We start from the raw sequence: 24,454 nt of genomic DNA on the forward strand, positions 1-24,454 counted from the left end.
GGCAGTCTCTTTTTTTATTCTAATTTTGCAGTATGGGAAAACCATTAACAGAGCAAGAGCTACATAACTTGGCAATGAACATTGTTGGTAAGCATTTAGAGGCAAATGGGTATGAGTTTATGGGTGTTAACAGTAAACCTAAGCGTAACCCTCAATTTGTGTGTTTAAAAGATAAAGTTTTACATTTTATAGTTGTTAGGGCAATTGCTTACCCTAACAATCCTAATGCATACGACATTCCTTTTATGGAAAAAATGAAAGATCATGCAGAAAAAATGGATGCTACTGCTTATTATGCAGGAGTAAGGTTAACTAATGCAGCAGACCCTAACTTGCCAGTGTATTTAAATGAAGAATATATAGTAGATTATGACGGACTTATTAAAGTATAAATTAAAAGTAGTGCTATTTATTGCTACCGGTTGCTTATTTACAGCTTGTAAAAATGATAATAAATCTAAAATTGTAGAGAACCGAAATAATGGATCTGCTCTGGGTACATCATACAGTATTATTTATTTTACAAATGAAACGACTAATTTTCAAGAAGAAATAGATTCAGTTTTTAAAGTGATAAACAAGTCTATGTCTACCTATATGCCTTCATCAGACATTTCTAAAATTAATAAAGGAGATTCTACCTTACAAGTGGACCATATGTTTAAAGAGGTTTTTAACCTGTCTAAAGATATTAATAGCAAAACTGATGGCTATTTTGATCCTACTGTAGGGACTTTAGTAAATGCTTGGGGTTTTGGGCCAGGAGAGCAAATAAAATTAGACAGCTCTAAAGTAGATAGCTTGTTAGAGTATGTTGGTTTTAGTAAAGTAGAACTAACTAATAAAGGCACCATAAAGAAAGCAAATACTAACATTTTGTTTGATTTTAATGCTATTGCTAAAGGGTATTCTATAGACAGACTAGCAGTAATGTTAGAGAGTAAGGGTATTACAGACTTTTTAATTGAAGTAGGAGGAGAGATTTATGCTAAAGGCGAAAATTTAAAAAAGAAGAAAAAATGGGTTGTTGGTATTAATGACCCTGAGGTTGAAGACCGAACCAATTATAAAGCAGCCGTAACACTTAAAAATGTAGCTATGGCATCTTCAGGTAATTACAGGCATTTTAGAGTAGATCCAGTTACCAAAGAAAAATATGTGCACACATTAAATCCAAAAACTGGGTATACTAAAAACGCTAAAGTTTTAGGAACAACTATTATTACCGGTAACTGTGCTAAAGCAGATGGTTATGCAACTTCTTTTATGGCAATGGATTTAGAAGATTCTAAAAAAATAATTGAAAAAGACTCTACATTGCAAGCCTACATTATTTATTTGGATGATGATGGTAATACAAAAGAATATATTACAAAAGGCTTTAAAGATTTACTATTAGAGTAGGCTATTTTTTTACTACGGGTATTATTTCTCCTTGGGCTAAGCAATATTTTTTAACATCTTGTGGTGGTAATTTTTTAGTGTAGTTTACCTCTTCAACCGTAAATCCTATTTTTCTTAATTTGGCAAAGTAATCTTTGCCGTAAATACGTACATGGTCATACTGTCCAAAAATACGAGCACGTTCTTTTTTATCTGTTATGGTATCGTCTTCAAAAGTATTTTCTCTACTTAAATCTTGTGGTATTTGAAAAACTCCCCATCCGCCAGGTTTTAAAACTCTGTACATTTCTTGCATAGCTTTGGTGTCATCTGGTATATGCTCTAAAACATGGTTGCATAGTATAACATCATAACTATTGTCTTTAAAAGGTAAGTTGCATATGTCTGCTTTTACATCTGCTAAAGGAGATTCTAAATCTGTGGTAGTGTACTCTAAATTTTTCATTTTTCTAAAACGCTTATAAAACGCTTGTTCAGGTGCAAAATGTAGCACCTTAAGATCTGCTGTAAAAAAGTCTGTTTCGCTCTGTAAATAAAGCCAAAGAAGTCTATGGCGCTCTAACGATAGTGTTGAAGGAGATAATACATTGTCTCGTTGCTTTTCATATCCGTACGGTAAAAACTTTTTAAAGCCTTTGCCATCTATTGGGTCTACATAGGTTTTGCCACGCATAAAAAATGTTAGTATGGGACGTGATACATAACTTAGTTTTATTAATAGTGGTCTAGGTATGGTGTTTAAAATAGTCTTAAAAAGCTTTTTCATAAATGTATTTAGGTACTAAATGCTTGCTTCATATTTGTGTAGCAATTATTAAAACGTAAATATACTTTAAAAGTATGTTTTAGCTAGTTTTTATTGTCATTGCATACAAAATACCAACACCAATACTTAAAATCATTAAAGTAATAAAAGCTAGTATAATATAGCCCGCATATCTAAAAAAGGCATAGAGTGTTTGTTTAATAGTAAGTTGATATAATTTTATGAAAACATATAATCCATAAACAGCAGATATAAGTATAAAAGCACTTGAAATTAGTCCTTTTGAAAGCCCTATAAGGTTAAAAAAAATAAGTTGTGAAGCAATAAGTATATAGCCTAAATTGGCTTGTATGTATGCGTTAAAAACTAAGTGCTCTGAGTAGTTATGGTCTCTTTTTTTGAAAGTTAAATATGTTAGTAAGCTATACGCAGGAATGCTAGATATTATAATTAGATTATAATAATTAGAGTAAAACTGATAAATTATATTTATGCTTTCTAATGCCTCTTTTGGAGCTTTGGGGTTAGCATCCCCTAAACCGGATTTGATACCGTTAGTAAAATCTGCTACTTCTGTACTAGGAAAAATTTTATTAATAATTAAGGCAATAGTTGCGTAAACTACCAAATATGAAAATGGCTGAAAATATTTTTTACGAGCACCACCTATATAAGCCTCTAAAACCTCTTTAGGTTTTGTAAATAAGTTAAAAAAGGTTTTCCAGAAGTTATTGTCCCAACTAAAAAAAGGCCCAATGAACTCTTGCCATGCGCCTTTTAATGATATTCTGTCTAAAACTATTTTTGCTCCACAATTAGAGCAATATTTATGTGTGTTTGTAATGCCTGTATTGCACGTTTTACAATTCATAAATTAAAGATGTGGTTAGGTTGTTATTTTACCCTAAACTCATCCTCTTCATTACTCTCTATTCCTAGGGCTTCATAAATATAATCAAAAGTAGATAATAATTGTGGTTTGCCATTTACAATTGCTACATCATGCTCAAAATGTGCACTTGGTTTGTTATCTAAAGTTGTAATTGTCCAACCATCACTATGCTGTACAATTTTTCTTGTACCTTGGTTAATCATTGGCTCTATAGCAACTACCATACCTTCAACAAACTTTTTGCCTCTACCGCGTTTACCATAGTTAGGCATTTCTGGTCCTTCATGCATTTTTTTGCCTAAGCCGTGGCCAACTAGTTCACGAACAACACCATAACCTTCCGCTTCGCAAAATTGTTGTATTGCAAAACCAACATCACCAACTCTATTGCCGGCTTTAAATTCTTTTATACCTACATATAAAGATTGCTTAGTAATATCAAGCAATTTTTTAGTTTCCGGATTTACTTCTCCAACTTCAAAAGTGTATGCGTGATCTCCGTAGTAACCATTTTTTAATACACCACAATCTACAGATATAATTTCGCCATTCTCTAATGGTTTATTATTAGGTATGCCGTGTACAACCTGTTGGTTAGGGCTCATACATAATGTGTTAGGAAAATCATATAATCCTAAAAAACCAGGAATACCACCATTATCTCTAATGAATTCTTCTGCAATTTTATCTAACTGCAATGTAGTTACACCAGGCTTAATTTCTTTAGCAATTAAGCCTAATGTTTTAGAAACCATTAATGCACTTTCGCGCATTATTTCTATTTCTTCAGGTGTTTTAATTTTTACCATAGTTTGCAAAGGTAAAACAATCTTATAAAAACAGTATTATAACGTTAAAAATCTTAAACTAAAGATTTTTGTGTCATTAGCTCTGGTTGTTTTACTCCTATTAATTTTAAAATTGTAGGTGCTATATCTCCTAAAACACCATCATTAATTTGTTTTAATTCTTTGTCTACCAAAATTAGTGGTACAGGATTGGTTGTATGTGCAGTGTTAGGGCTCCCATCTGGGTTTACCATAGTTTCACAATTACCATGATCTGCTATTACAATAGTAGTGTAATCATTTTTTAAACCTGCAGTAATTACAGCTTCTGCACAACTGTCTACAGTTTCGCAGGCTTTTATTGCGGCTTGCATATCTCCTGTATGGCCTACCATATCTGGATTAGCAAAGTTTAGGCAAACAAAATCTGCCTCTGCTTTGTTCAATTCTGGTATAATAGCGTCTCTAATATCAAAAGCACTCATTTCTGGCTGTAAGTCATAAGTAGCAACCTTAGGAGACGGACATAAAATACGCTGCTCACCATCAAAAGGAACCTCTCTACCACCGTTGAAGAAAAATGTAACGTGAGGATATTTCTCTGTTTCAGCAATACGAATTTGCTTTTTTCCTGCTTTAGATAACACTTCACCTAAAGTTTCCTCAATATTTGCTTTGTCATAAATAACGTGCACATTTTTATAGGCTTCGTTATAATTTGTCATTGTAACATAATACAGTTTCAATGGGTGTGTGTTGTACTCATGAAACATTTCCTGACTTAACATTTCTGTTAGTTCTCTACCACGGTCTGTTCTAAAATTGAAGAAAATAACAACATCATTTTCTTGTATTTTTGCTGTTGGGGCACCATTTTTATCTGTTACAACAATTGGCTTAACAAATTCATCTGTAACATCGTTATCATAGCTATCTTGTATAGCTTGCTCTACATTGTTGGTTTTTGTGCCGGCATTATTAACTAATAAGTCATATGCTAATTTAACGCGCTCCCAACGTTTATCACGATCCATAGCGTAGTAACGACCAATAACACTTGCTAATTTGGTGTTTTTATCTTTACAAAAGGTAATAATATCATTTATGTAGCTTTTACCACTTTTAGGATCAACATCTCTACCATCTGTAAAAGCATGTATATAAGAATTTTCTACACCATAACTTTCAGCAGCTGTAATTAACCCTTTTAAATGTGAAGTGTGTGAGTGTACACCACCATTACTAAGAAGACCTAAAAAATGAACAGCTTTATTATTTTCTTTAGCATACTTAAAGGCGTTTTTAATTACTTCCTCATCCTTAAGAGTATTTTCTTTAATAGCTAAGTTAATTTTTGCTAAATCTTGATAAACAATACGGCCAGCACCCAAATTCATATGTCCAACTTCACTGTTACCCATTTGTCCTTCAGGCAAGCCAACATTCATTCCGTCGGTTAACAAATTAGCGTTTGCGTATTTTGTGTACAATCCATCTATAAAAGGAGTATTTGCGTTTTCTATGGCCGAGATTTTAGGATCTGGAGATTTCCCCCATCCGTCTAAAATCATTAAAATAACTTTTTTGTTCATCTTTTTATTTTTTTGCTACTCAAAAATAGCACCAATTATTAAGTTTTATGGTTAACTTACTTGTCTTTTTTTCATTTTTTTAGAAAGTGTTAACGTATTGGTTTAACTAAAACGATATCGTTTCTTAAAACAGCTGTTAAAATTATGTTATAATCAGTTTTTACTGAAACATATGTTCCTAGTTGTCGTCTTTATCTGTGTATACAATTCATCAATTAAATCAAAAAACAACAATCATCATGAAAAAAACAATTTTAGTTTTTGCGGCTGCTTTAGTGGTAGCAACAACAGTAGTAAAAGCAAATGTTAATGCAGTATTACCAAATTACAAAGTAGTAAATGTTGCTTTAGAAACCGTAAACCCTTTTTGTATGGCTATTTTAAAGGGCGATGTAGAAACGGTACGTAAACTTATAGAATTTGGAGAAGATGTAAATAAAAAGTCTAATGGTATGACGCCTGCTATATTTGCTGCGCGATACAATAAGGTAGAAATTTTAGAGATGCTTGTAGCAAACGGTGCAGATATTAGAATTAAATGCGATAAAGGACGTACAATAATGAAGCACGCAGAATTATCTAATGCAAAAGAAACTATAGCATTTTTAGAGCAAGTAGCTAAAGAAAAAAAGTTAGCAAGAAAAAATAAAAGAAAAAGAAAGTAGAGTTCATCCAACAATCATCAACCAAAAAATCCCTTTGAAGAAAACTCAAAGGGATTTTTTTATTAGGTAATACTTTTAGGTGTTCTCGTAAAAAAGTATAATTTTTTAGAATCTAAACCCTGTAAATGCTCTGTATAAAAATGCATAGACAGTTATAGATATTAGCGCAAAGCAAAAAAATGAATATGCTTTTAATAAAATCACAGCCAGTATTGGTCTGCAATTGTCAAATGCGCTTAAATAAATTCGTTTGTATTCTAGTAGCCTTCCCATATAGTCTCTTTTTTAGAATTAATATTCTCAAAGCTATAATGGTTAAAAACAACAAGTTAGGTTTGGGATGCTACAAAGCTAAATAAAAATAACGAGATTAAAATGCATTTCGTCGAATAGTTATTTTTCGTTTTTATATTTTTCTATTGCTTCTTTAATTTTTTCTATTCTGTTTTCAGGATCTGGGTGAGTGCTTTGAAACTCTGGTTGCCTGTTAGGTCCTGCGGCTGCCTTTAAAATTTTCATTACAGCTATCATTTCTTCTGGGTTGTAACCAGATTGTATCATAAATAACACTCCAAGTTCATCACTTTCTAATTCGTCTCCACGACCATTAGTGAGTAAGGTTTTTTGCCCTATACCGTTAACAACACCTCCCATATCTGCACCAACAGATGCCCCTGTAGATAATGTTTGCCAAAAATTGCTGTCTGCTATACGTTCTGCCGAATGTCTGCCAATTACATGTCCTATTTCATGTCCTAAAACACCAGCCAATTGTGCTTCATTAAGCTTAGAGAATAGGGCATAGGTAATAAATATTTGTCCGCCTGGTAACGCAAAAGCATTAATGGTTTTTTCGTCTGCCAATAAATGAAACTCGTATTTGTAAGGAGTGTCTTTAGCAATACTATTTTGTACTAATTTGTTGCCAACAGCATCTACAAAATTTTGCAATTTTTGGTCTGGATATAAACCTCCGTGTTGTTGTGCCATTTGTGGAGCACTTTGTAAACCAATAGCAATTTCTTGATTGGCATCCATATTAATATTTTGCACTCTACCGGTATACGGGTTTTCTTCTTTATTGCTGCACCTTTGTATGTATGCAAAAGCAACAATGGCAAGTCCTATAAGTATTCTTATTTTCCAATTTCCTCTTCTCATTATAGTTTATTCTTGGTTAGTTAAAAACCAAGATACAAAAAGAGTTATAAAAGTTCTGGATTAATATCTAAAATATTGTTTACTATATAAGATTTTAAAAAGCCAGCAGTAAAGTGTTCACCACCTAAAAGTTGTTGCTCTTTTACCAACCTCATAATATTTTTACCTCTAAACTGTTCTAGCATAGGTTTAGAAATAGGGGCATAGCTATAATGCCAAGGCTCATATTTAAAACCTCTACGTTTTTTGTTGTTAGTATACACTAAGTAAAAACCAAAGTCGTTCGCGTTTTCGTCCATCCATTTTTTAAGGTCTTCAAACGGCCCACCTTCTTCAAATTTTTTAGGAACTAAAACATCTCCGCTAGTTTTTTGATAGCCATCTATAATATCAATATCTGTTCCCCAATGGTGTCTACTTGTACCAGGAATAGTAGAGTATTCAATAATTTTATCAATAGCATTTAAAGGTTTCATTTTTTGATCGTCTGTATATTTTAAATACTTACGTTCCCAAATACCTTCTTGTCTGTAGTAATTTCTATAGCTGGATACTATTTTTAAATCAATGCCAGCACTGTAAGCAGCTACTTTCATTTTTTTAAAAGCATCATGGGCTTCTTTTCTTAGGTTAATTCCTTTGCCATACAAATCTATATCTGCTTTACCCATTAACTCTTCAATAGAATAGGTAACTTCTTCTTCTTGCTCTTGAGCAAAAATAAGTTGTGGAGCCGTAATTGCGGCAGCACCTATAATTCCGGTTTTTAGAATAAATGATCTTCTTTGCATAACTCTTAATTTAATTTTTTAAACATAACCACGTGTGGTCCCACCTTTTGTATGTCAAAAATGCTGCCACTTTTGGTATAACCACATTTTGTATAAAAAGGAATTGCGCTTACTCTGGCGTTCATCCACAATAATAAAACGCCTTTTTCTTTTAAAATTGTTTCTGCATAGTTAATAATTTTTTTGCCAAGCCCCTTTCCTTGGTGTTCATTAGCTATGGCCATTCCTCTAAGTTGGTAAGCAAAAACATTTAAAATAGAAGTATTTTTTACTTGTAACAGGCTTGCAACACCTATTAATTGGTTGTTTTGGTATGCGCCAATATGAAAAGTAGTTTTTAAATTATCTCCAGAAAACTCACACGAAGATAGGGGTTTACCTGCTCTTAATACAGGATGTCTAACTGGGTAAGTTTCAATAGCAGAAATTAATTTAAATGTAAGTTCTTTTTGGTCTTTCATACTGTTAATAAATGAAAAACAAAAGTACGCATTATTGGTTTTGCTTTCCTAAATAGATATACCCTTGGTGTATAATATTTACATCTTTTAAATTTAAAATATAAAAGTAAACACCATCTGGTAGAGCATTACCGGCTTTTACAACGCCACTTACATTAGCTATACCTCCAAAAGTATTGTTGTAAGCATCTTTGTCATAAACAATTCTTCCCCATCTGCTATATATTCTTAAGTTGTTATTTGTAGGAGATAACGATACTTCTTTAAAGTAAAGAAAATCATTTACACCATCATTATTTGGAGATACAAAATAGTTTTCAAAATTAGTAGAAATAGCACTTAAACTACTCCCAAAGGTAATTATATCATAATTATTTGGCACAAAAGTATCTGACGTTATGGAGCCAGAACTAAAGTTTCCGGTTATATCTATATTGCCTAGATTTTCCCAAATGTTTAATGTTTTGTTCCATCCTACAATGCGTAAATCTTCAATAGTATCAGTAAAACTGTCTATACTGCTATCATCATCCCAAGTTAATGTAATTTTAGAGTTGGTGTCTGCTTCTAGGTGCCAAAACTCATATGTACTTACAGCGGTTAAAATATCAGCAAAATTATCTGTATTAAAGGTTTTTGTAAATGTTGATGGAGAATTAGGGTCTTCATAAAAGTAAGCGCTCTTTGCAGTATTGTTATTTGTTTCAGAATCTAAATAAAGAGGTCTAATTTTATCAGCATCGCCAACAGGGAAACTAAAGTTGTATTTGTCTGTTACAGCAGCGTAACCATCTACTTTTGTTAGGTTACCATCACCATTATAAAAGGCGTAGTTAATAAAATCTAAATTTATATCTGTAGCGTTTCTGGGAGTAACTACATCACCTAAAATAAAATTGTTATTGTTGGTTATACCAACGGCTACATCTAAAAATAAGTCATTGGTAACTACAATTTCCATATCATTAAAAACAGGTTTAAAAGCTCCGGAGATAGTCCTGGTATCATCACTATAAAAACCGGCTAAACCTTCGTTTTGGTCAAAATTTCCATCGTTTGTCAAATCAATATGAAAACCAATTTGTCCGTCATTAAAAATTTTTAAGTTCCCTGTATTGTGCACCACATTTTGTGATGTTAGTATACAAGAGACACTTAGAGATATATAGAAAAGTATGTGTTTCATTATTATTGTATTTGTTGCCAATCTGTGCCATCACTTTGTAGCCAGATAGTTTTTTGACTAATTATTAAGTTTACATCTAAGCCTAATAAACTTTTGTAAGTACTTATGTTTGCCGTTATTCCAATCCCAAAAAGTATTGGGTTTTTAATAATATATATTCTGCCTTTACAGGTAGATGCGTCAGGTAATGTTATATTATGAGCACCTCCTAATATTATAGTATGGTGGGTTTCATCTAAAGCTAAATCTCCAGAGGTAACATCTATAGCTGTAGAAACAGAACCTTTAACATCTAAGGTAGAATGCGCATTTTCTCCAGAGTATGCAAGGTCTTCAGGCAAGTTAAAACCAATACCTAAACGCTCACTAATTAAAACTTGGGAGTTGGTAGAGCTGTATTTGTCTATGCGAATAGCCTCCTTGTTGCCTACACTAAAATTAAGTTCGTTGGTAGCAGTTCTGTACATACCTGTATCGGTATCTCCATTAAATCTAAATGATGGTTCACCTTGGTTACCATCACTATTTAATAAACCTGCACTTCTTATAGCACCAGTAACTTGTACTTTGTTTGTTGGAGTATTAGTTCCAATTCCTAGTCTGTTATTGGTACTGTTCCAATAAATTTGATTGTTGTCCTCTTCAGGTTCTCCAGATGAATTGGTGTATAAAATTGAACCGGGGGTATAGGTTGCGGGTATTAAATCTGTGATATCTGGAATTTTTTGCCAAAGGGATGAGTTGTATAAATAGATGCGTTTTTCATCTGTATTATACAAAATAGAACCTTCTAACGAACCGGTTATTCCACTTATTTCAGCAGAAGTTGCAGTTGTAAGTCCTAACAATAGGTTAGGGTCTATTTGGCCATAAGATATTACTATTGGAGCTAGTAACATTAGTTTAAAAATTATTTTTTTCATCGTCATTAAATTATTGGTTTTAACTATTTCTAAAAAATATACTAGTCTGCTATTGGTTGTTGATTTGTAACTAGTAAATAGAAGTAGTAGTAGTTTGTTTAATTTGATGAATTACTTGGGGAACTAAAAGTAACTCGGTTTTTTTGATTATAGATTTAAATTTTAGGGGTTAAACTTTATTTTGATTGTCTTTATATTTTACCTTTTAGTTATTTTTATAAGTCTAGAATTACAAACATAAATTCAGAGTCAAACCTTGCTCTATCTGAACCTCCATTATCGTTATCACCTATAATAACATCAAAACCTGTAGCTGTTTGATTGCTATAAGAAATTCCAGGGTCATCATTACCTACACCAGCTCTTCCTGGCTGACTCAATTGAATAATGTAGTTAGCATCAGAAACCGTTCCAGCAGGTAAGTTTACTCGGTAATGTCCAACTCCAACTTGTTTAACAACAGTAACACCAGTTGTACCTTTTAGTACTACACCAAGTGCATTTACTTTTCCTATAGCTTTTACCATACTATTGTAAAAAGCACCACCATCAGTTCCAGGAGTAATATCATTATTAGTATCTGTAGAAATAACTTCAGCTGTTTGTGTTATTGCAGATTCGTTTACATAGCTAATAACACCAGAGGTATCATCCTGACTTAGATTTGTAACACTTCCGCCTATTATTCCACTAATTTGAGTATCTACATAAGTCTTTACTGCATTTTGAGTAGGATATAAAGAGGAAGATGGTGTTGTATCTCCTAAGTCTGTAGCATCAGATTTGTTTGTTAAATCTTCTTTTAAAGCTATAGCAGCGTCTGCATCAGCTTCGTTAGTGTCTACATCAGTTTGTACCGCAGCAATAGCGTTTGTAGTTGCTATATTGTTAGCTGTTAATTCAGTTTCTGTAACAAAAGTTCCGTCTAAATCTTGCGATAATGTTCCGTCTGCATCTGTAATTTCTAAAGCAGTACCGTTTAAAGTAAATCCTGTGTTTATTTCGTTAGTAGCATCCGTATCGCCATCAGCAGAATTAGAAGCTGTGATCTGTGCATCTACATAAGTTTTAACAGCATTTTGAGTAGGAAAAGCATCATCAGAAGTTCCTAAAGCTACGTTGGTAGATTTATTAGCAGCATCTTCTTTTAGAGCTATAGCAGCGTCTGCATCAGCTTCGTTAGCGTCAACATCAGTTTGTACTGCAGCAATAGCGTTTGTAGTTGCTGTATTGTTAGCTGTTAATTCAGTTTCTGTAACAAAAGTTCCGTCTAAATCTTGTGACAATGTTCCGTCTGCATCCGTAATTTCTAAAGCAGTACCGTTTAAAGTAAATCCTGTGTTTATTTCGTTAGTAGCATCCGTATCACCATCAGCAGAATTAGAAGCTGTAATTTGTGCATCTACATAAGTTTTAACAGCATTTTGAGTAGGGAAAGCATCATCAGAAGTTCCTAAAGCTACGTTGGTAGATTTATTAGCAGCATCTTCTTTATCATTTTGTAAAGCTGTAATAGCGTTAGTGGCTGCTGTTTCGTTAGCGTCAACATCAGTTTGTACCGCAGCAATTGCGTTAGTTGCAGCAGTTTCGTTGGCATCAACATCTGCTTGTACTGCATTAATAGCGTTTGTAGTAGCCGTATTGTTAGCTGTTAATTCGGTTTCCGTAACAAAAGTTCCGTCTAAATCTTGAGACAATGTACCGTCTGCATCTGTAATTTCTAAAGCAGTACCGTTTAAAGTAAATCCTGTGTTTATTTCGTTAGTAGCATCCGTATCGCCATCAGCAGAATTAGAAGCTGTAATTTGTGCATCTACATAAGTTTTAACAGCATTTTGAGTAGGAAAAGCATCATCAGAAGTTCCTAAAGCTATGTTGGTAGACTTGTTAGCGGCATCTTCTTTAAGGTCGATAGCGTCATTAGCTGCAGTTTCATTAGCGTCAACATCTGCTTGTACCGCAGCAATTGCATTAGTTGCAGCAGTTTCGTTGGCATCAACATCAGCCTGAATAGCATTTTCTGCATTTGTAGCTCTTGTGGTTTCAGTAGTTATAGCAGTAGCGTTATTAGCAATATTAGTTTGCAAAGTAGCATCGTCATAAAAAGCACCACCATCAGCCCCAGCTGTAACATCATTATTAGCGTCTGCACTAACAATAACTTGAGTAGAAGCTGCAACTTGGGTATCTACATAAGTTTTAACAGCATTTTGAGTAGGGAAAGCATCATCAGAAGTTCCTAAAGCTACGTTGGTAGACTTGTTGGCAGCATCTTCTTTTAAAGCTATAGCAGCGTCTGCATCAGCTTCGTTAGTGTCAACATCAGTTTGTACCGTAGCAATTGCGTTAGTTGCCGCAGTTTCATTAGCATCAACATCAGCCTGAATAGCATTTTCTGCATTTGTAGCTCTTGTAGTTTCTGTAGTTATTGCAGTAGCATTATTAGCAATATTAGTTTGCAAAGTAGCATCGTCATAAAAAGCACCACCATCAGCTCCAGCTGTAACATCATTATTAGCGTCTGCACTAACAATAACTTGAGTAGAAGCCGCAACTTGTGCATCTACATAAGTTTTAACAGCATTTTGAGTAGGGAAAGCATCATCAGAAGTTCCTAAAGCTACGTTGGTAGACTTGTTAGCTGCATCTTCTTTAAGGTCTATAGCATTAGTTGCAGCAATTTCATTAGCATCAACATCAGCCTGAATAGCATTTTCTGCATTAGTAGCTCTTGTAGTTTCTGTATTTATTGCGGTAGCGTTATTAGCAATATTAGTTTGTAAAGTAGCATCGTCATAAAAAGCACCACCATCAGCCCCAGTAGTAATATCATTGTTGGCATCTGTGCTTACAATAACTTGAGTAGAAGCAATTATTTGAGCATCTACATAACTTTTAGAGGTAGCATCTTGTGGGTTTACAGGATTTGCTATTGAGGTTACGGCATTACCGCCCATTGTTAAAGGACCTGTCATAGCATCACCAATAATATTTACATACCGAGCATCATTAGTAGATAAATCTGTGGTTACCTCTTGCCATCCGGTTGGATCATCATATATAAAAGCAACACCATTTCTGTCTGTATTAGGGGCTACTTCACCAGATACAATGTAAATGTCAGAGTCTACTCCAGTTACTGGTCTGGCAGATTCAAGTCCAGTTGAAACACTAGATAGTACAACGGCTACATTTCCATTTGCAGCAGGATTTACACCATTTACACTTCTTACAATATTAGGTATTGTTGTTACTCCATTAATTTCATCTGTAAAAACTAAGCTGTTTTCAGAGCCGGCTGGACTCTCTAATTTGGATACCGTTTCATTATCTAATATCCAATTAGTTCCGTTCCATCTCATTATTTGGCCATTACTAGTTCCGTTAGCTAACTTATCTAAAGTAACATTATCATCAGCAATTTTACTTGCTATTATAGCATTATCTGCAATACTAAGGCTCACATTTTCAAATGCAGCATTAGTGCCACCTGTAACATCAATATCTGTTGAGGTTATATTGCCATTCGCTTGTGCATCTACATATGTTTTAACTGCATTTTGAGTAGGGAATAAAGTAGAAGAAGGAGATGTGTTGCCTAAATCAATTGCATCAGATTTATTGGCAGCATCTTCTTTAAGGTCGATAGCGTCATTAGCTGCAGTTTCATTAGCGTCAACATCTGCTTGTACCGCAGCAATTGCATTAGTTGCAGCAGTTTCATTAGCATCAACATCAGCCTGAATAGCATTTTCTGCATTTGTAGCTCTTGTGGTTTCTGTAGTTATAGCAGTAGCGTTATTAGCAATATTAGTTTGCAAAGTAGCATCGTCATAAAAAGCACCACCATCAGCCCCAGCTGTAACATCATTATTAGCGTCTGCACTAACAATAACTTGAGTAGAAGCCGCAACTTGTGCATCTACATAAGTTTTAACAGCATTTTGAGTAGGGAAAGCATCATCAGAAGTTCCTAAAGCTACGTTGGTAGATTTATTAGCAGCATCTTCTTTTAGAGCTATAGCAGCGTCTGCATCAGCTTCGTTAGTGTCAACATCAGTTTGCACAGCAGCAATTGCATTAGTTGCCGCAGTTTCGTTGGCATTAACATCAGCCTGAATAGCATTTTCTGCATTTGTAGCTCTTGTAGTTTCTGTAGTTATTGCAGTAGCATTATTAGCAATATTAGTTTGCAAAGTAGCATCGTCATAAAAAGCGCCACCATCAGCCCCAGCTGTAACATCATTATTAGCGTCTGCACTAACAATAACTTGAGTAGAAGCCGCAACTTGTGCATCTACATAAGTTTTAACAGCATTTTGAGTAGGGAAAGCATCATCAGAAGTTCCTAAAGCTACGTTGGTAGACTTATTAGCAGCATCTTCTTTATCATTTTGTAAAGCTGTAATAGCGTTAGTTGCCGCAGTTTCGTTGGCATCAACATCTGCTTGTACTGCATTAATAGCGTTTGTAGTTGCTGTATTGTTAGCTGTTAATTCGGTTTCCGTAACAAAAGTTCCGTCTAAATCTTGCGATAATGTTCCGTCTGCATCTGTAATTTCTAAAGCAGTACCGTTTAAAGTAAATCCTGTGTTTATTTCGTTAGTAGCATCCGTATCGCCATCAGCAGAATTAGAAGCTGTGATTTGTTCATCTACATAAGTTTTAACAGCCAGTTCAGTAGGGAATTTTGTATTTGTAGCATCAGCTAAATTTACATCGTCCGACTTATTAGCAGCATCTTCTTTTAGAGCTATAGCAGCGTCTGCATCAGCTTCGTTAGTGTCTACATCAGTTTGTACTGCATTAATAGCGTTTGTAGTTGCCGTATTGTTAGCTGTTAATTCGGTTTCCGTAACAAAGGTTCCGTCTAAATCTTGCGATAATGTTCCGTCTGCATCTGTAATTTCTAAAGCAGTACCGTTTAAAGTAAATCCTGTGTTTATTTCGTTAGTAGCATCTGTATCGCCATCAGCAGAATTAGAAGCTGTAATTTGTGCATCTACATAAGTTTTAACAGCATTTTGAGTAGGAAAAGCATCATCAGAAGTTCCTAAAGCTACGTTGGTAGATTTATTAGCAGCATCTTCTTTATCATTTTGTAAAGCTGTAATAGCGTTAGTGGCTGCTGTTTCGTTGGCATCAACATCTGCTTGTACTGCATTAATAGCGTTTGTAGTTGCCGTATTGTTAGCTGTTAATTCGGTTTCAGTAACAAAGGTTCCGTCTAAATCTTGCGACAATGTACCGTCTGCATCTGTAATTTCTAAAGCAGTACCGTTTAAAGTAAATCCTGTGTTTATTTCGTTAGTAGCATCCGTATCGCCATCAGCAGAATTAGAAGCTGTGATTTGTGCATCTACATAAGTTTTAACAGCATTTTGAGTAGGAAAAGCATCATCAGAAGTTCCTAAAGCTACGTTGGTAGATTTATTAGCAGCATCTTCTTTATCATTTTGTAAAGCTGTAATAGCGTTAGTGGCTGCTGTTTCGTTTGCGTCAACATCAGTCTGTACCGCAGCAATTGCGTTAGTTGCCGCAGTTTCGTTAGTGTCTACATCAGTTTGTACTGCAGCAATAGCGTTTGTAGTTGCCGTATTGTTAGCTGTTAATTCGGTTTCCGTAACAAAGGTTCCGTCTAAATCTTGAGACAATGTACCGTCTGCATCTGTAATTTCTAAAGCAGTACCGTTTAAAGTAAATCCTGTGTTTATTTCGTTAGAGGCATCCGCATCCGCGTCATCAACATTTAAAACTACAGAGCCACCATTTTCTAAAGTTAGATTACCAGATGTTCCATCTGTGCTAATAGCCTGGCTATCAGTTCCTGTAAAATTTACTGGAGTACCATTGCCATTAGCGTAGCTAAAAGTTCCGTCTCCGTTATCCGTTAATTGAGATTTTGTAATGGTTACCGTAACGTTATTTTCATTTGTGTAGGAAAACGTACCATCGTTATTATCAAAAATAACAGTATTTGTTTCATTAAAAGAACTAGTGTCACATAAAGATTGCCATAGAATTCCGTTGTATTGAAACATACAATTTTCATCTGTGTTGTAAACCATAGCCCCAGTTAAAGGTGTAATAGCTGCCATTTGAGCATTAGTAACCCTAGTTAATATTAATACTTTGTCTGTACTTTCTAACTCTAGTATGGAGGAGGAGTGAATAGTATTTATATCATTACCTATTTTTACTTGCCCAAAAGAGTATTGAGCTAAAGCAAAAAAACTGATTAATAATAATTTGTTGATTTTCATAAGTATATGTAATAGTTAACAGTTGTAAATTAAAAAATTAAATACTTGAAAGGTAAAGTTTGTTGTAAAACAACCTTTATTGTATGCGTGACAGCTACTTATAGATATATGGTTGGGTACACCTGTAACTGTTTTAAGACCTTATCTTTTGTAGAGTTAAGTTTGGTTTTATTATAAAAATACAATAAAAAGTGTGGTTTTTACGTATTTTAATAGACTTATTTTCTTACTATTTTATTTTGAATTGTGGCTCTATTTCTCTGTAACCAGTTGATATTGTTAGGTTAGCGAAAATTGTAAAACAAAAAAACAGACCCTTAAGGATCTGTTTTATGTAATAAATAGTAATGATTTGTTAACTTAAATTTTTAATTGCCTGTGTCTGTGAGGTATAAAAAGCCTTGGTATTCTAGTTGAAGATCATCTAAAAAGACCAAGTAAAAATATATGCCACTAGGTAAGCCTGCATTTCTTTGGTAAATAGTATTGTTTGTATTGCTGTAACCATTAAACTCGCCGTTGTAATTGTCTTTTTCAAATACCTTAAGTCCGTTTCTGTCGTAAATACGAAGACGATTGTTTGGAGATTCTTCTAGCTCTGGTATTACAAGATTGTCATTTATACCATCTCCATTAGGACTTACGTAGTAATTATCTAAATCTAATAATTCTGTTGCAACAGCCATTTTAGCCAATGTAATAACTTCATAATCATTAGGTACAAAGGTTTCAGATGTAACTGCACCTTGGTTAAGGTCTCCAATAGGATCTACACTACCTAAATTAACCCATCTTTTTTGAGTTCTGTGCCAACCGGCAATACCTACTTGATAATACTCATCTACTAGGTTTGCAATATTGCTACGGTTGTTCCATGAGATACTAACGGTAGATGGTAGGCTACTATCTACATCCCAAAACTCTGTAGTACTCACGGCTCTAACTTCTTTTTCTTTGCTATTGGTGTTAAAACTAGTTGTAAAGGTTGATGGCAAATTTGGATCTTCAAAAAAGTAAGCACATTTGGCGGTGACATTTTCGCTTTGAGACTGTAATGTTAAAGGTCTAATGTAACCAGAATCACCTACGGTAAAAAAGAAATTTTGTTTTTGTTCTACTAGCATATACCCATCTACTTTAGATAGGTTGGACTCGCCAACCGTAAATGCATTTTGAGTAAGTTTTAAGTTTTCTAATGGGTTGTTACGGTAGGTAACAAAGTCGCCATCTACTAAATTTAAAGCATTAGTAGCAGTAATAGAAGTCTCTAAAATAGCAGCACTAAAAGGCTTGTACATTTCTACATCATAAAAAACAGGAATAAACGCGCCAGTAACACTAGTTGTTACTTGACCATAAAAACCAAGTGTACCTAAATTATCCTCAAAAGGAGCGTTGTTAATTAGGTTGGTGTGCAACCCAAGTGTACCAGTATCGTGTATGCGTATACTACCGTTGTTGTACATAGCATTTTGTGCTACGGCAACAGAACTACAACATAAAAATATGTAAAGTAAGTTTTTCATACTAGTTTATTTGTTGCCAGTTAGTACCGTCAAACTGTAATTGAGTTACGCCTACAGGTAGAGATGATATTGAAGTTAAACTAGCAGAAGGAATGTAAGAGTCAGTTCCATTAATATCAATATTGCTACCTGTTAAGTTTTTCAGAATTAATACTTGACCTAAACTTGCAGATGCAGGAAAATTAACATTCATTACAGTTCCTGATAAAATAACTGTGTGTTCATCAACCTCAAGAACAGCTGTTGTACCTGTATCAATATTTCTAATTCGTGTTGAAAAAGCACCGTTTACAGTAACGTTTGTATCACCTGAATCTTCTTCAATTTTAAGAGCTTGTGTACCTCCAACAGAAAAGCCAATTTCATCGGCCGCAGGTCTATACATACCTGTATTGGTGTCATCTCCTGTATAGAAGCTATATGCTGGTTGGCCAACTGTACCTTGTGAAGAAGCAAAACTTTCAGATCTTATTTCTCCTGATACTTGTAATTTACTAGTTGGCGAACTAGTTCCAATGCCAACATTTCCACTTCCAGTGAAGGCAAAATCATTACCATTTAAGTCGTATGTTCTAAGTGCGTCTGTTTGTGATAAATTTCTTGTTTCTAAATTTCCTAATCCAGAAACTTCGGTATCTACATATGTTTTAACCGCATTTTGTGTTGGGAAAGCATCATCAGAAGTTCCTAAATTTACGTTTGGAGATTTATTAGCAGTATCTTCTTTTAAAGCTAAAGCCGTAGCTCCTGCTGCAGCTGCATCTGAAATTTCAGTATCTACATAAAACTTTGTTGCTGCATCTTGTGCATCAGTAGGATCTGAAACGTTGGTTAGTTTTTGTGAGCCTATAGATAAGTCGCCCGTTGGAACAGCAAAGCCTGATAAAGAAATATTTGCTTTGTCTAATTTATTATCATCAATTGCTGCGTTTGCAATTTTGTCTCTAGTAACATTTGTGTCAGCTATTTTTACTGTTGTTACGGCATTGTCAGCCAGCTCTGCTGTATCAATTCCGCCTGCACTAACATCTAGTGTTAATGGATCTGCAACAGTTCCTGTACCAGAAACAGCAAGTGTGCCATCTGTTGGGCCAGTAACTTCGTTACCAATTGTACCATCTGCTTCTGCAGTAGTTAAGGCAGCAGCATCAACTAAAACCCAATTTGTGCCATCCCATTGAATTAATTGTCCTACGGCAGTACCATTTGCTAATTTAGTTAGTGTAACATTTGCATCTACTATTTTGGTAGTTGTTACTGCACCATCAGCAAGTTCGTTTGCGCCAACAGCACTTGGGTTAATCTCTAAAGTAACGTCATTTAAAGCTGCATTTGTACCACCTGTAACATTTAAGTCTGTAGAAGTAATGTTACCATCACCCGTTAAGGCAGTTACATCTACATCTAAAGCACCAGTAGTTATATTTTTAGTTAATCCAGAACCGGCAACATCTGCATTTATTTTTATAGCAGTTACTGCATCATTAGCAATATCTAGTGTTGCTATTGTGCCATCTAAAATATTTTCTGTTTGTACAGCATCATCCGCTAGTTTAGTATTTTCAATAGCATCATCTTCAATCTTAACAGTAGTAACATTTGCATCTACTATTTTTACTGTTGTTACTGCATCATCAGCAAGTTCGTTTGCACCAACAGCACTTGGGTTAATCTCTAAAGTAACGTCATTTAAAGCTGCATTTGCACCACCTGTAACATTTAAATCGGTAGACGTAATGTTACCATCTCCAGTTAATGCAGCAACATCTACATCTAAAGCACCAGTAGCTATATTTTTAGTTATTCCAGAACCAGCAACATCTGTATTTATTTTTACAGCCGTTACTGCATCATCAGCAATATCTAATGTTGTTATTGTACCATCTAAAATATTTTCAGTTTGTACAGCATCATCCGCTAGTTTTGTATTTTCAATGGCATCTGCGGCAATTTTAACAGTAGTAACATTTGCATCTGCTATTTTGTCTGTAGAAACTGCATCTGCAGCTAATTTAGCATTCGTAATTCCTCCATCAGCAACAGAAATGCCAACAGTTTCTAAAAGTGCCCCAACACCAGTTGTACTACCCGTAAATTCTAAAGAAGCATCAACAGTTAAATCTTGCCCTGCAATGTTAGTAGCGTCTAAAGTTCCCCATTCTACATTGGTACCTGTTGCGTTTGTTTTTAAAACTTGGTTTGGTGTTGCACTAGGTTGTATTTTTACGGGTGTAACCGACTCGTCTATAAGATTATTTGTATTTACACTAGTGTCTCCTAACTCATCTACACCAATAGCATCATCTGCAATTTTAGTTCTGCCAATTGTTTTGTTTAATATAGAGTTACCGTGTATTTGGTCTACTTCTATATTAACCGTATTGCCATCGTCTGTTATTTTTATACCACTAGAAAAACCTACACCACCAGAACCTGTATGGTTGCTTGTAAAAGCAGGGGTTTCAAACGTAATATCGTTACCAGCAGCATTTGTAAAGGTGTAGGTATTATCACCATTATCTGCCAAATTAATATTGCCAGCATTTTCTGCTTCACATAAGTTTATCCATTCGGTATCATTATAATAGTGCAAACACCTAGTGTCTGTATTGTAAATAACAGCACCGTTTAGTGGTGTTATAGCATTCATTTGTAGGGTAGACATCCTTGTAATAACTAAAGCTTTACTTGTGCTCTCTAGTTCTAAAACCGAGTTAAAATGAAGGTTTTCAGGATTTTCGCCAATTTTTACTTGTGCTTGTATGCTAGTAAATAGGCAGGTACTTAAAAATAATCCAAAAATTAATTTTTTCATATAGTAGGGGTGTTATAATATGCAATTATGCATTACAAACAAAAATATATTAAAGATGTGTTACCACCTAAAACAGTGGTTAAAAGACAATTTTTGTCCTATAAATGACATCTATGTAATACTTAATGTTTAAAATTGAATTGTTTTACTCTCGTAAGGAGCTTTTTGTGGTTCAAAAATACGAGCGGTATGTTTACCTTTTAGGCTAATAGTGTTGTTGTTAACTAATAAAAAACTACCTTCTCTTAGTCCAACTACTGGTGTGGTATTAAATACGTGAAACTCTTTTAAGCGTGTTTCTCTAGTTTCACCGTTGTGTTTGCTATTAGGGTCCGGATCTAAATAATGTGCATTTATGTTAAAAGGAACCAGTTGCATTGTTGCAAAACTAGGAGGGTAAACAATGGGCATATCATTAGTAGTATGCATACTAACACCTGCAATGTTACTGCCAGCACTTGTGCCCATATAAGGTTTTCCGTTGGTAATATGCTCTTGTAAGTGTTGCATAGCATTTTGTGCATACAATTGCTGCACAAGTAAAAAAGTATTGCCGCCACCACAGAAAAAAGCTTGGGACTGGTTTATACCTTCTTGTGCAGTTGGGTACGTATGTAAGCCTACTATTTTTTTATCAATTTTTGCAAATGCTTTTGCAGCAATAGCAGTGTAATTGTCATGGCTAATACCACCAGGCCGTGCAAAAGGTATAAATGTTATGGTATCTACATCTTTAAAAAATAAAGCAACATCATCTAACAGGTACTCCAAGTAATTCTCTCCAAATAAGGTAGATGTGCTTGCTAATAATAGATTTTTCATACAGTATACTCTTTTCAGTTTTTTAGTTTTCTGGGTACAAATTAACAAAAGTTTAATGGTACTCTATTTTTTTTGAATGTAAATTGCATTTCATTATATTTAAAAGAAACTTAGAAAACTATTTTCTGGGGCTTAAAACTAACCTTTATGAAAAACAATTTACTAGCACTTTTTTTATTACTTACCACAGTGTCTTTATTTGCCCAAGAAAATGATAGAACACTTTTACGCGGAACCGTAATTTATAGAGATATAAATGTACCTAACTTAGATGTTATTAATGTAACTGCAGAAGATGCAACATTAACAGATAAAGATGGGGACTTTGAAATTAATGTGAAAATAGGAGACCAATTGGTGTTTACATCTTTTAATTACCAAATAAAAATTGTTTTTATTACTGAAGATATTTTAAAGAAAAACAGATTAGTAGTAGATGTAAATGAAAAAGTTACAGAGTTAGATGAGGTTGTGGTTAGTCCTGAAGATCAAGAAAAGTTTGTAGAGCTTAAAAACGAAGAATTTAAAGAAGTAGAATACGAAATAGACCGTACAACAACTGTTACTAACATAGCACAGTCTCAAATAGAACGTGGTATGGAAAATGGTATAAATTTTGTAAATATTTTTAAGGCATTAACTAAGTCTAAAAAGAAAAAAGATCCTAATGCTAAGGTGCCAGAAATTAAGCTTAGTAGAGTATTAAGACAGGTTTATGAAGATGATTTTTTTGTTAAAGATTTAGGAATACCACAAGATAAAATAGATAATTTTTTACAGTATTGTGATGACAAAATACCATCACAAACATTGCTTAAAAAGTCAAATGAATTTCAGCTTATAGATTTTTTAGTTACCCATAGCAAAGAATATAAAAAGCTATAAAGTTTGAGGAGATATATACTTTTTTTAAGCTTTTTAAGTGTATGTTTTTACGCAAATGCACAACAAGTCTATTACAAGTCTGTTAAAGGTGCAGTTGTAAGTAATACTCAAGAGGTTAATGGTGTTTATGTTATAAATACCACTAGCGGGCAAGCAACTATAACTAATGCTAATGGTTATTTTGTAATGCCAGCTAAGGAAAAAGATACGTTATTATTTTCTGCAGTACAGTTTAAAAAGAAACAACTTATAGTTACTAAAGCTATATTGGCAAAAAAAAATAACATTGTTTATTTAGAGGAAACTTTAGAAGAGTTAAATGAGGTTGTTTTAGATAACAGAACCTTTGTAACTGCCAAAAGTTTAGGTTTGCCAAATGCAGATGCTGTAGTGTTAACACAGAGCGAGCGTTTACTACATGATGCAGATCACGGACCAATGTTTGGAGGATTAAGTGTTAACGTAAATAAGTTGCTAAATGCAATTAGCGGGCGCACTAAAATGCTAAAAAAGCGTGTGGCAAGAGATAGGAAATACTTAGAAAGTCAGCAAATGCGAAACTCTTACGCAGATTCTGTTTTTGTAAAAGACCTTAATATTCCTAAAAACCGTATAGAAGAGTTTATGCTGTATTGTGAGTATGACAGTGAGTTTAACTCTATTGCAAAAGAAAAAAATAGTTTTATTATTTGGGACTTTTTAACACGCAAAAGCATTGCTTTTTTAAAAGAAGATAAAGAGCTTAAAATAGCTAAACAAGATAATAAATAACTTACCCTATATATTTATGAAATACATATGCACTTTATTGCTTTTACTTGTTGCGGCGCAAAACACAAGCGCACAAACAAAAATAGAAACATTAAAAGGGCGTATTGTAAGTAATACACAAGATGTAGTTGGGGTTTATGTGCTAAACAAAACAACCAATAAGGGAACAATTACATCCAAAACCGGAAATTTTTCTATTCCGGTTAGTTTAAAAGATACTATAATGTTTTCTGCCGTTCAGTTTAAAAATAAAAAGATTGTTATTACTCAAAAAATACTAGATTATAAATCCTTTTTGGTAAACTTAGATGAAACCTTAGAGGAGTTAAATGAAGTTGTTTTAGATAATAGAACTTTAATAACAGCCAAAAGTTTGGGCTTGCCTAATGCAGATGTAGAAGTTTTGCCATTGGCAAAAAGAGAATTGTTTGCGGCTAATAACGGAGATAATTACTTAAGCCTAGATTCGTTATTAAACTTTTTAAGCGGACGTACAAAAATGTTGAAAGACCGTATTAAAAGAGATGATATGTACGCGCGTAGTAAAGAGCTTAGGACTAGGTTTGTAGACTCTATTTTTTCTAAAAATTTAAAAATACCTGCAAGCAGAATAGAGGAGTTTATGTTGTATTGCGAGTACGACCCAAGATTTAAAGGAATAACAGAGAATAAAAATGAGCTTGTTGTTTGGGATTTTTTAAGGCAAAAAAGCGAATTGTTTTTAAAATTTAAATAAGGTAGAT

The 24,454-nt window shown here is 34.1% G+C and carries 20 protein-coding genes; 6 read left to right on the forward strand and 14 right to left on the reverse strand.

Annotation, left to right across the window (positions count from 1 at the left end; translation table 11 throughout):
* Positions 1-32 precede the first annotated feature (32 nt).
* Together JM80_RS07340 and JM80_RS07345 are read left to right on the forward strand one after the other, a co-directional pair.
* Entirely contained in the window at positions 33-392 is a 360-nt protein-coding gene (locus JM80_RS07340) for a hypothetical protein (protein ID WP_013620207.1), read from the forward strand.
* Positions 370-1,404, forward strand: coding sequence for an FAD:protein FMN transferase (locus JM80_RS07345; RefSeq protein WP_013620206.1), 1,035 nt, complete (start codon positions 370-372; stop codon positions 1,402-1,404). Before JM80_RS07340 ends, JM80_RS07345 begins: the two co-directional genes overlap by 23 nt.
* A 1-nt stretch (position 1,405) precedes the next feature.
* Here JM80_RS07345 and JM80_RS07350 read toward each other — a convergent pair whose 3' ends face one another.
* The 4 genes from JM80_RS07350 to gpmI all read right to left on the reverse strand — a co-directional run bounded on the left by JM80_RS07350 (position 1,406) and on the right by gpmI (position 5,442).
* Positions 1,406-2,170, reverse strand: a complete 765-nt coding sequence (locus JM80_RS07350; RefSeq protein WP_038504760.1) for a class I SAM-dependent methyltransferase — start codon at positions 2,168-2,170, stop codon at positions 1,406-1,408.
* A gap of 79 nt (positions 2,171-2,249) precedes the next feature.
* Positions 2,250-3,041, reverse strand: coding sequence for a DUF3667 domain-containing protein (locus JM80_RS07355; RefSeq protein WP_144709603.1), 792 nt, complete (start codon positions 3,039-3,041; stop codon positions 2,250-2,252).
* Between the two features lie 23 nt (positions 3,042-3,064).
* Positions 3,065-3,871: a type I methionyl aminopeptidase gene (map, locus tag JM80_RS07360; protein ID WP_144709604.1), complete on the reverse strand. Its 807-nt coding sequence runs from the start codon at positions 3,869-3,871 to the stop codon at positions 3,065-3,067.
* A gap of 53 nt (positions 3,872-3,924) precedes the next feature.
* Complete coding sequence (gene gpmI, locus JM80_RS07365) at positions 3,925-5,442, reverse strand: 2,3-bisphosphoglycerate-independent phosphoglycerate mutase (RefSeq protein WP_144709605.1); 1,518 nt, start codon at positions 5,440-5,442, stop codon at positions 3,925-3,927.
* 239 nt (positions 5,443-5,681) lie between these two features.
* On the opposite strand from gpmI, the gene JM80_RS07370 reads away from it, so the two are divergent.
* Entirely contained in the window at positions 5,682-6,107 is a 426-nt protein-coding gene (locus JM80_RS07370; RefSeq protein WP_144709606.1) for an ankyrin repeat domain-containing protein, read from the forward strand.
* A gap of 105 nt (positions 6,108-6,212) precedes the next feature.
* Here JM80_RS07370 and JM80_RS16665 read toward each other — a convergent pair whose 3' ends face one another.
* From JM80_RS16665 to pepE, 10 genes are all read right to left on the reverse strand, one after another.
* Complete coding sequence (locus tag JM80_RS16665; RefSeq protein WP_013620200.1) at positions 6,213-6,380, reverse strand: DUF6747 family protein; 168 nt, start codon at positions 6,378-6,380, stop codon at positions 6,213-6,215.
* Between the two features lie 120 nt (positions 6,381-6,500).
* Positions 6,501-7,268, reverse strand: coding sequence for a M48 family metalloprotease (locus tag JM80_RS07375; RefSeq protein WP_013620199.1), 768 nt, complete (start codon positions 7,266-7,268; stop codon positions 6,501-6,503).
* A gap of 44 nt (positions 7,269-7,312) precedes the next feature.
* Complete coding sequence (locus JM80_RS07380; RefSeq protein ID WP_013620198.1) at positions 7,313-8,059, reverse strand: M15 family metallopeptidase; 747 nt, start codon at positions 8,057-8,059, stop codon at positions 7,313-7,315.
* A gap of 5 nt (positions 8,060-8,064) precedes the next feature.
* Positions 8,065-8,520 (reverse strand): GNAT family N-acetyltransferase, encoded by a 456-nt coding sequence (locus JM80_RS07385; protein ID WP_013620197.1) that lies wholly within the window; start codon positions 8,518-8,520, stop codon positions 8,065-8,067.
* 31 nt (positions 8,521-8,551) lie between these two features.
* The gene (locus tag JM80_RS07390; RefSeq protein WP_144709607.1) at positions 8,552-9,706 is read right to left on the reverse strand and encodes a gliding motility-associated C-terminal domain-containing protein; all 1,155 of its coding nucleotides are present in this window, start codon (positions 9,704-9,706) and stop codon (positions 8,552-8,554) included.
* Positions 9,707-9,708: 2 nt separating this feature from the next.
* Positions 9,709-10,629: a hypothetical protein gene (locus JM80_RS07395; protein ID WP_144709608.1), complete on the reverse strand. Its 921-nt coding sequence runs from the start codon at positions 10,627-10,629 to the stop codon at positions 9,709-9,711.
* Between the two features lie 215 nt (positions 10,630-10,844).
* Positions 10,845-16,892, reverse strand: a complete 6,048-nt coding sequence (locus JM80_RS07400) for a hypothetical protein (RefSeq protein WP_144709609.1) — start codon at positions 16,890-16,892, stop codon at positions 10,845-10,847.
* Between the two features lie 368 nt (positions 16,893-17,260).
* The gene (locus JM80_RS07405) at positions 17,261-18,418 is read right to left on the reverse strand and encodes a gliding motility-associated C-terminal domain-containing protein (protein WP_144709610.1); all 1,158 of its coding nucleotides are present in this window, start codon (positions 18,416-18,418) and stop codon (positions 17,261-17,263) included.
* A 1-nt stretch (position 18,419) separates the two neighbouring features.
* Positions 18,420-21,233, reverse strand: a complete 2,814-nt coding sequence (locus JM80_RS07410) for a hypothetical protein (RefSeq protein WP_144709611.1) — start codon at positions 21,231-21,233, stop codon at positions 18,420-18,422.
* A 129-nt stretch (positions 21,234-21,362) separates the two neighbouring features.
* Positions 21,363-22,055, reverse strand: a complete 693-nt coding sequence (gene pepE, locus JM80_RS07415; RefSeq protein ID WP_034646268.1) for a dipeptidase PepE — start codon at positions 22,053-22,055, stop codon at positions 21,363-21,365.
* A gap of 147 nt (positions 22,056-22,202) precedes the next feature.
* On the opposite strand from pepE, the gene JM80_RS07420 reads away from it, so the two are divergent.
* The 3 genes from JM80_RS07420 to JM80_RS07430 are packed head-to-tail and all read left to right on the forward strand — an operon-like array spanning position 22,203 to position 24,447.
* A complete protein-coding gene (locus JM80_RS07420) occupies positions 22,203-22,940 on the forward strand; it encodes a hypothetical protein (RefSeq protein ID WP_013620190.1) in 738 nt (245 codons plus the stop codon).
* A 3-nt stretch (positions 22,941-22,943) separates the two neighbouring features.
* A complete protein-coding gene (locus JM80_RS07425; protein WP_144709612.1) occupies positions 22,944-23,711 on the forward strand; it encodes a carboxypeptidase-like regulatory domain-containing protein in 768 nt (255 codons plus the stop codon).
* A 16-nt stretch (positions 23,712-23,727) separates the two neighbouring features.
* The gene (locus JM80_RS07430) at positions 23,728-24,447 is read left to right on the forward strand and encodes a carboxypeptidase-like regulatory domain-containing protein (RefSeq protein WP_144709613.1); all 720 of its coding nucleotides are present in this window, start codon (positions 23,728-23,730) and stop codon (positions 24,445-24,447) included.
* Positions 24,448-24,454: the final 7 nt, after the last annotated feature.

Source organism: Cellulophaga sp. RHA_52, assembly GCF_007827205.1.
In the GTDB taxonomy this organism is placed as follows: Bacteria; Bacteroidota; Bacteroidia; order Flavobacteriales; family Flavobacteriaceae; genus Cellulophaga; species Cellulophaga lytica.

Excerpts from the sequence above, each read along its gene's own strand:
- JM80_RS07340 (WP_013620207.1), top strand. The coding sequence starts at position 33 with ATGGGAAAACCATTAACAGAGCAAGAGCTACATAACTTGGCAATGAAC.
- JM80_RS07345 (WP_013620206.1), top strand. The coding sequence starts at position 370 with ATGACGGACTTATTAAAGTATAAATTAAAAGTAGTGCTATTTATTGCT.
- JM80_RS07350 (WP_038504760.1), bottom strand. The coding sequence starts at position 2,170 with ATGAAAAAGCTTTTTAAGACTATTTTAAACACCATACCTAGACCACTA.
- JM80_RS07355 (WP_144709603.1), bottom strand. The coding sequence starts at position 3,041 with ATGAATTGTAAAACGTGCAATACAGGCATTACAAACACACATAAATAT.
- map (WP_144709604.1), bottom strand. The coding sequence starts at position 3,871 with ATGGTAAAAATTAAAACACCTGAAGAAATAGAAATAATGCGCGAAAGT.
- gpmI (WP_144709605.1), bottom strand. The coding sequence starts at position 5,442 with ATGAACAAAAAAGTTATTTTAATGATTTTAGACGGATGGGGGAAATCT.
- JM80_RS07370 (WP_144709606.1), top strand. The coding sequence starts at position 5,682 with ATGAAAAAAACAATTTTAGTTTTTGCGGCTGCTTTAGTGGTAGCAACA.
- JM80_RS16665 (WP_013620200.1), bottom strand. The coding sequence starts at position 6,380 with ATGGGAAGGCTACTAGAATACAAACGAATTTATTTAAGCGCATTTGAC.
- JM80_RS07375 (WP_013620199.1), bottom strand. The coding sequence starts at position 7,268 with ATGAGAAGAGGAAATTGGAAAATAAGAATACTTATAGGACTTGCCATT.
- JM80_RS07380 (WP_013620198.1), bottom strand. The coding sequence starts at position 8,059 with ATGCAAAGAAGATCATTTATTCTAAAAACCGGAATTATAGGTGCTGCC.
- JM80_RS07385 (WP_013620197.1), bottom strand. The coding sequence starts at position 8,520 with ATGAAAGACCAAAAAGAACTTACATTTAAATTAATTTCTGCTATTGAA.
- JM80_RS07390 (WP_144709607.1), bottom strand. The coding sequence starts at position 9,706 with ATGAAACACATACTTTTCTATATATCTCTAAGTGTCTCTTGTATACTA.
- JM80_RS07395 (WP_144709608.1), bottom strand. The coding sequence starts at position 10,629 with ATGAAAAAAATAATTTTTAAACTAATGTTACTAGCTCCAATAGTAATA.
- JM80_RS07400 (WP_144709609.1), bottom strand. The coding sequence starts at position 16,892 with ATGAAAATCAACAAATTATTATTAATCAGTTTTTTTGCTTTAGCTCAA.
- JM80_RS07405 (WP_144709610.1), bottom strand. The coding sequence starts at position 18,418 with ATGAAAAACTTACTTTACATATTTTTATGTTGTAGTTCTGTTGCCGTA.
- JM80_RS07410 (WP_144709611.1), bottom strand. The coding sequence starts at position 21,233 with ATGAAAAAATTAATTTTTGGATTATTTTTAAGTACCTGCCTATTTACT.
- pepE (WP_034646268.1), bottom strand. The coding sequence starts at position 22,055 with ATGAAAAATCTATTATTAGCAAGCACATCTACCTTATTTGGAGAGAAT.
- JM80_RS07420 (WP_013620190.1), top strand. The coding sequence starts at position 22,203 with ATGAAAAACAATTTACTAGCACTTTTTTTATTACTTACCACAGTGTCT.
- JM80_RS07430 (WP_144709613.1), top strand. The coding sequence starts at position 23,728 with ATGAAATACATATGCACTTTATTGCTTTTACTTGTTGCGGCGCAAAAC.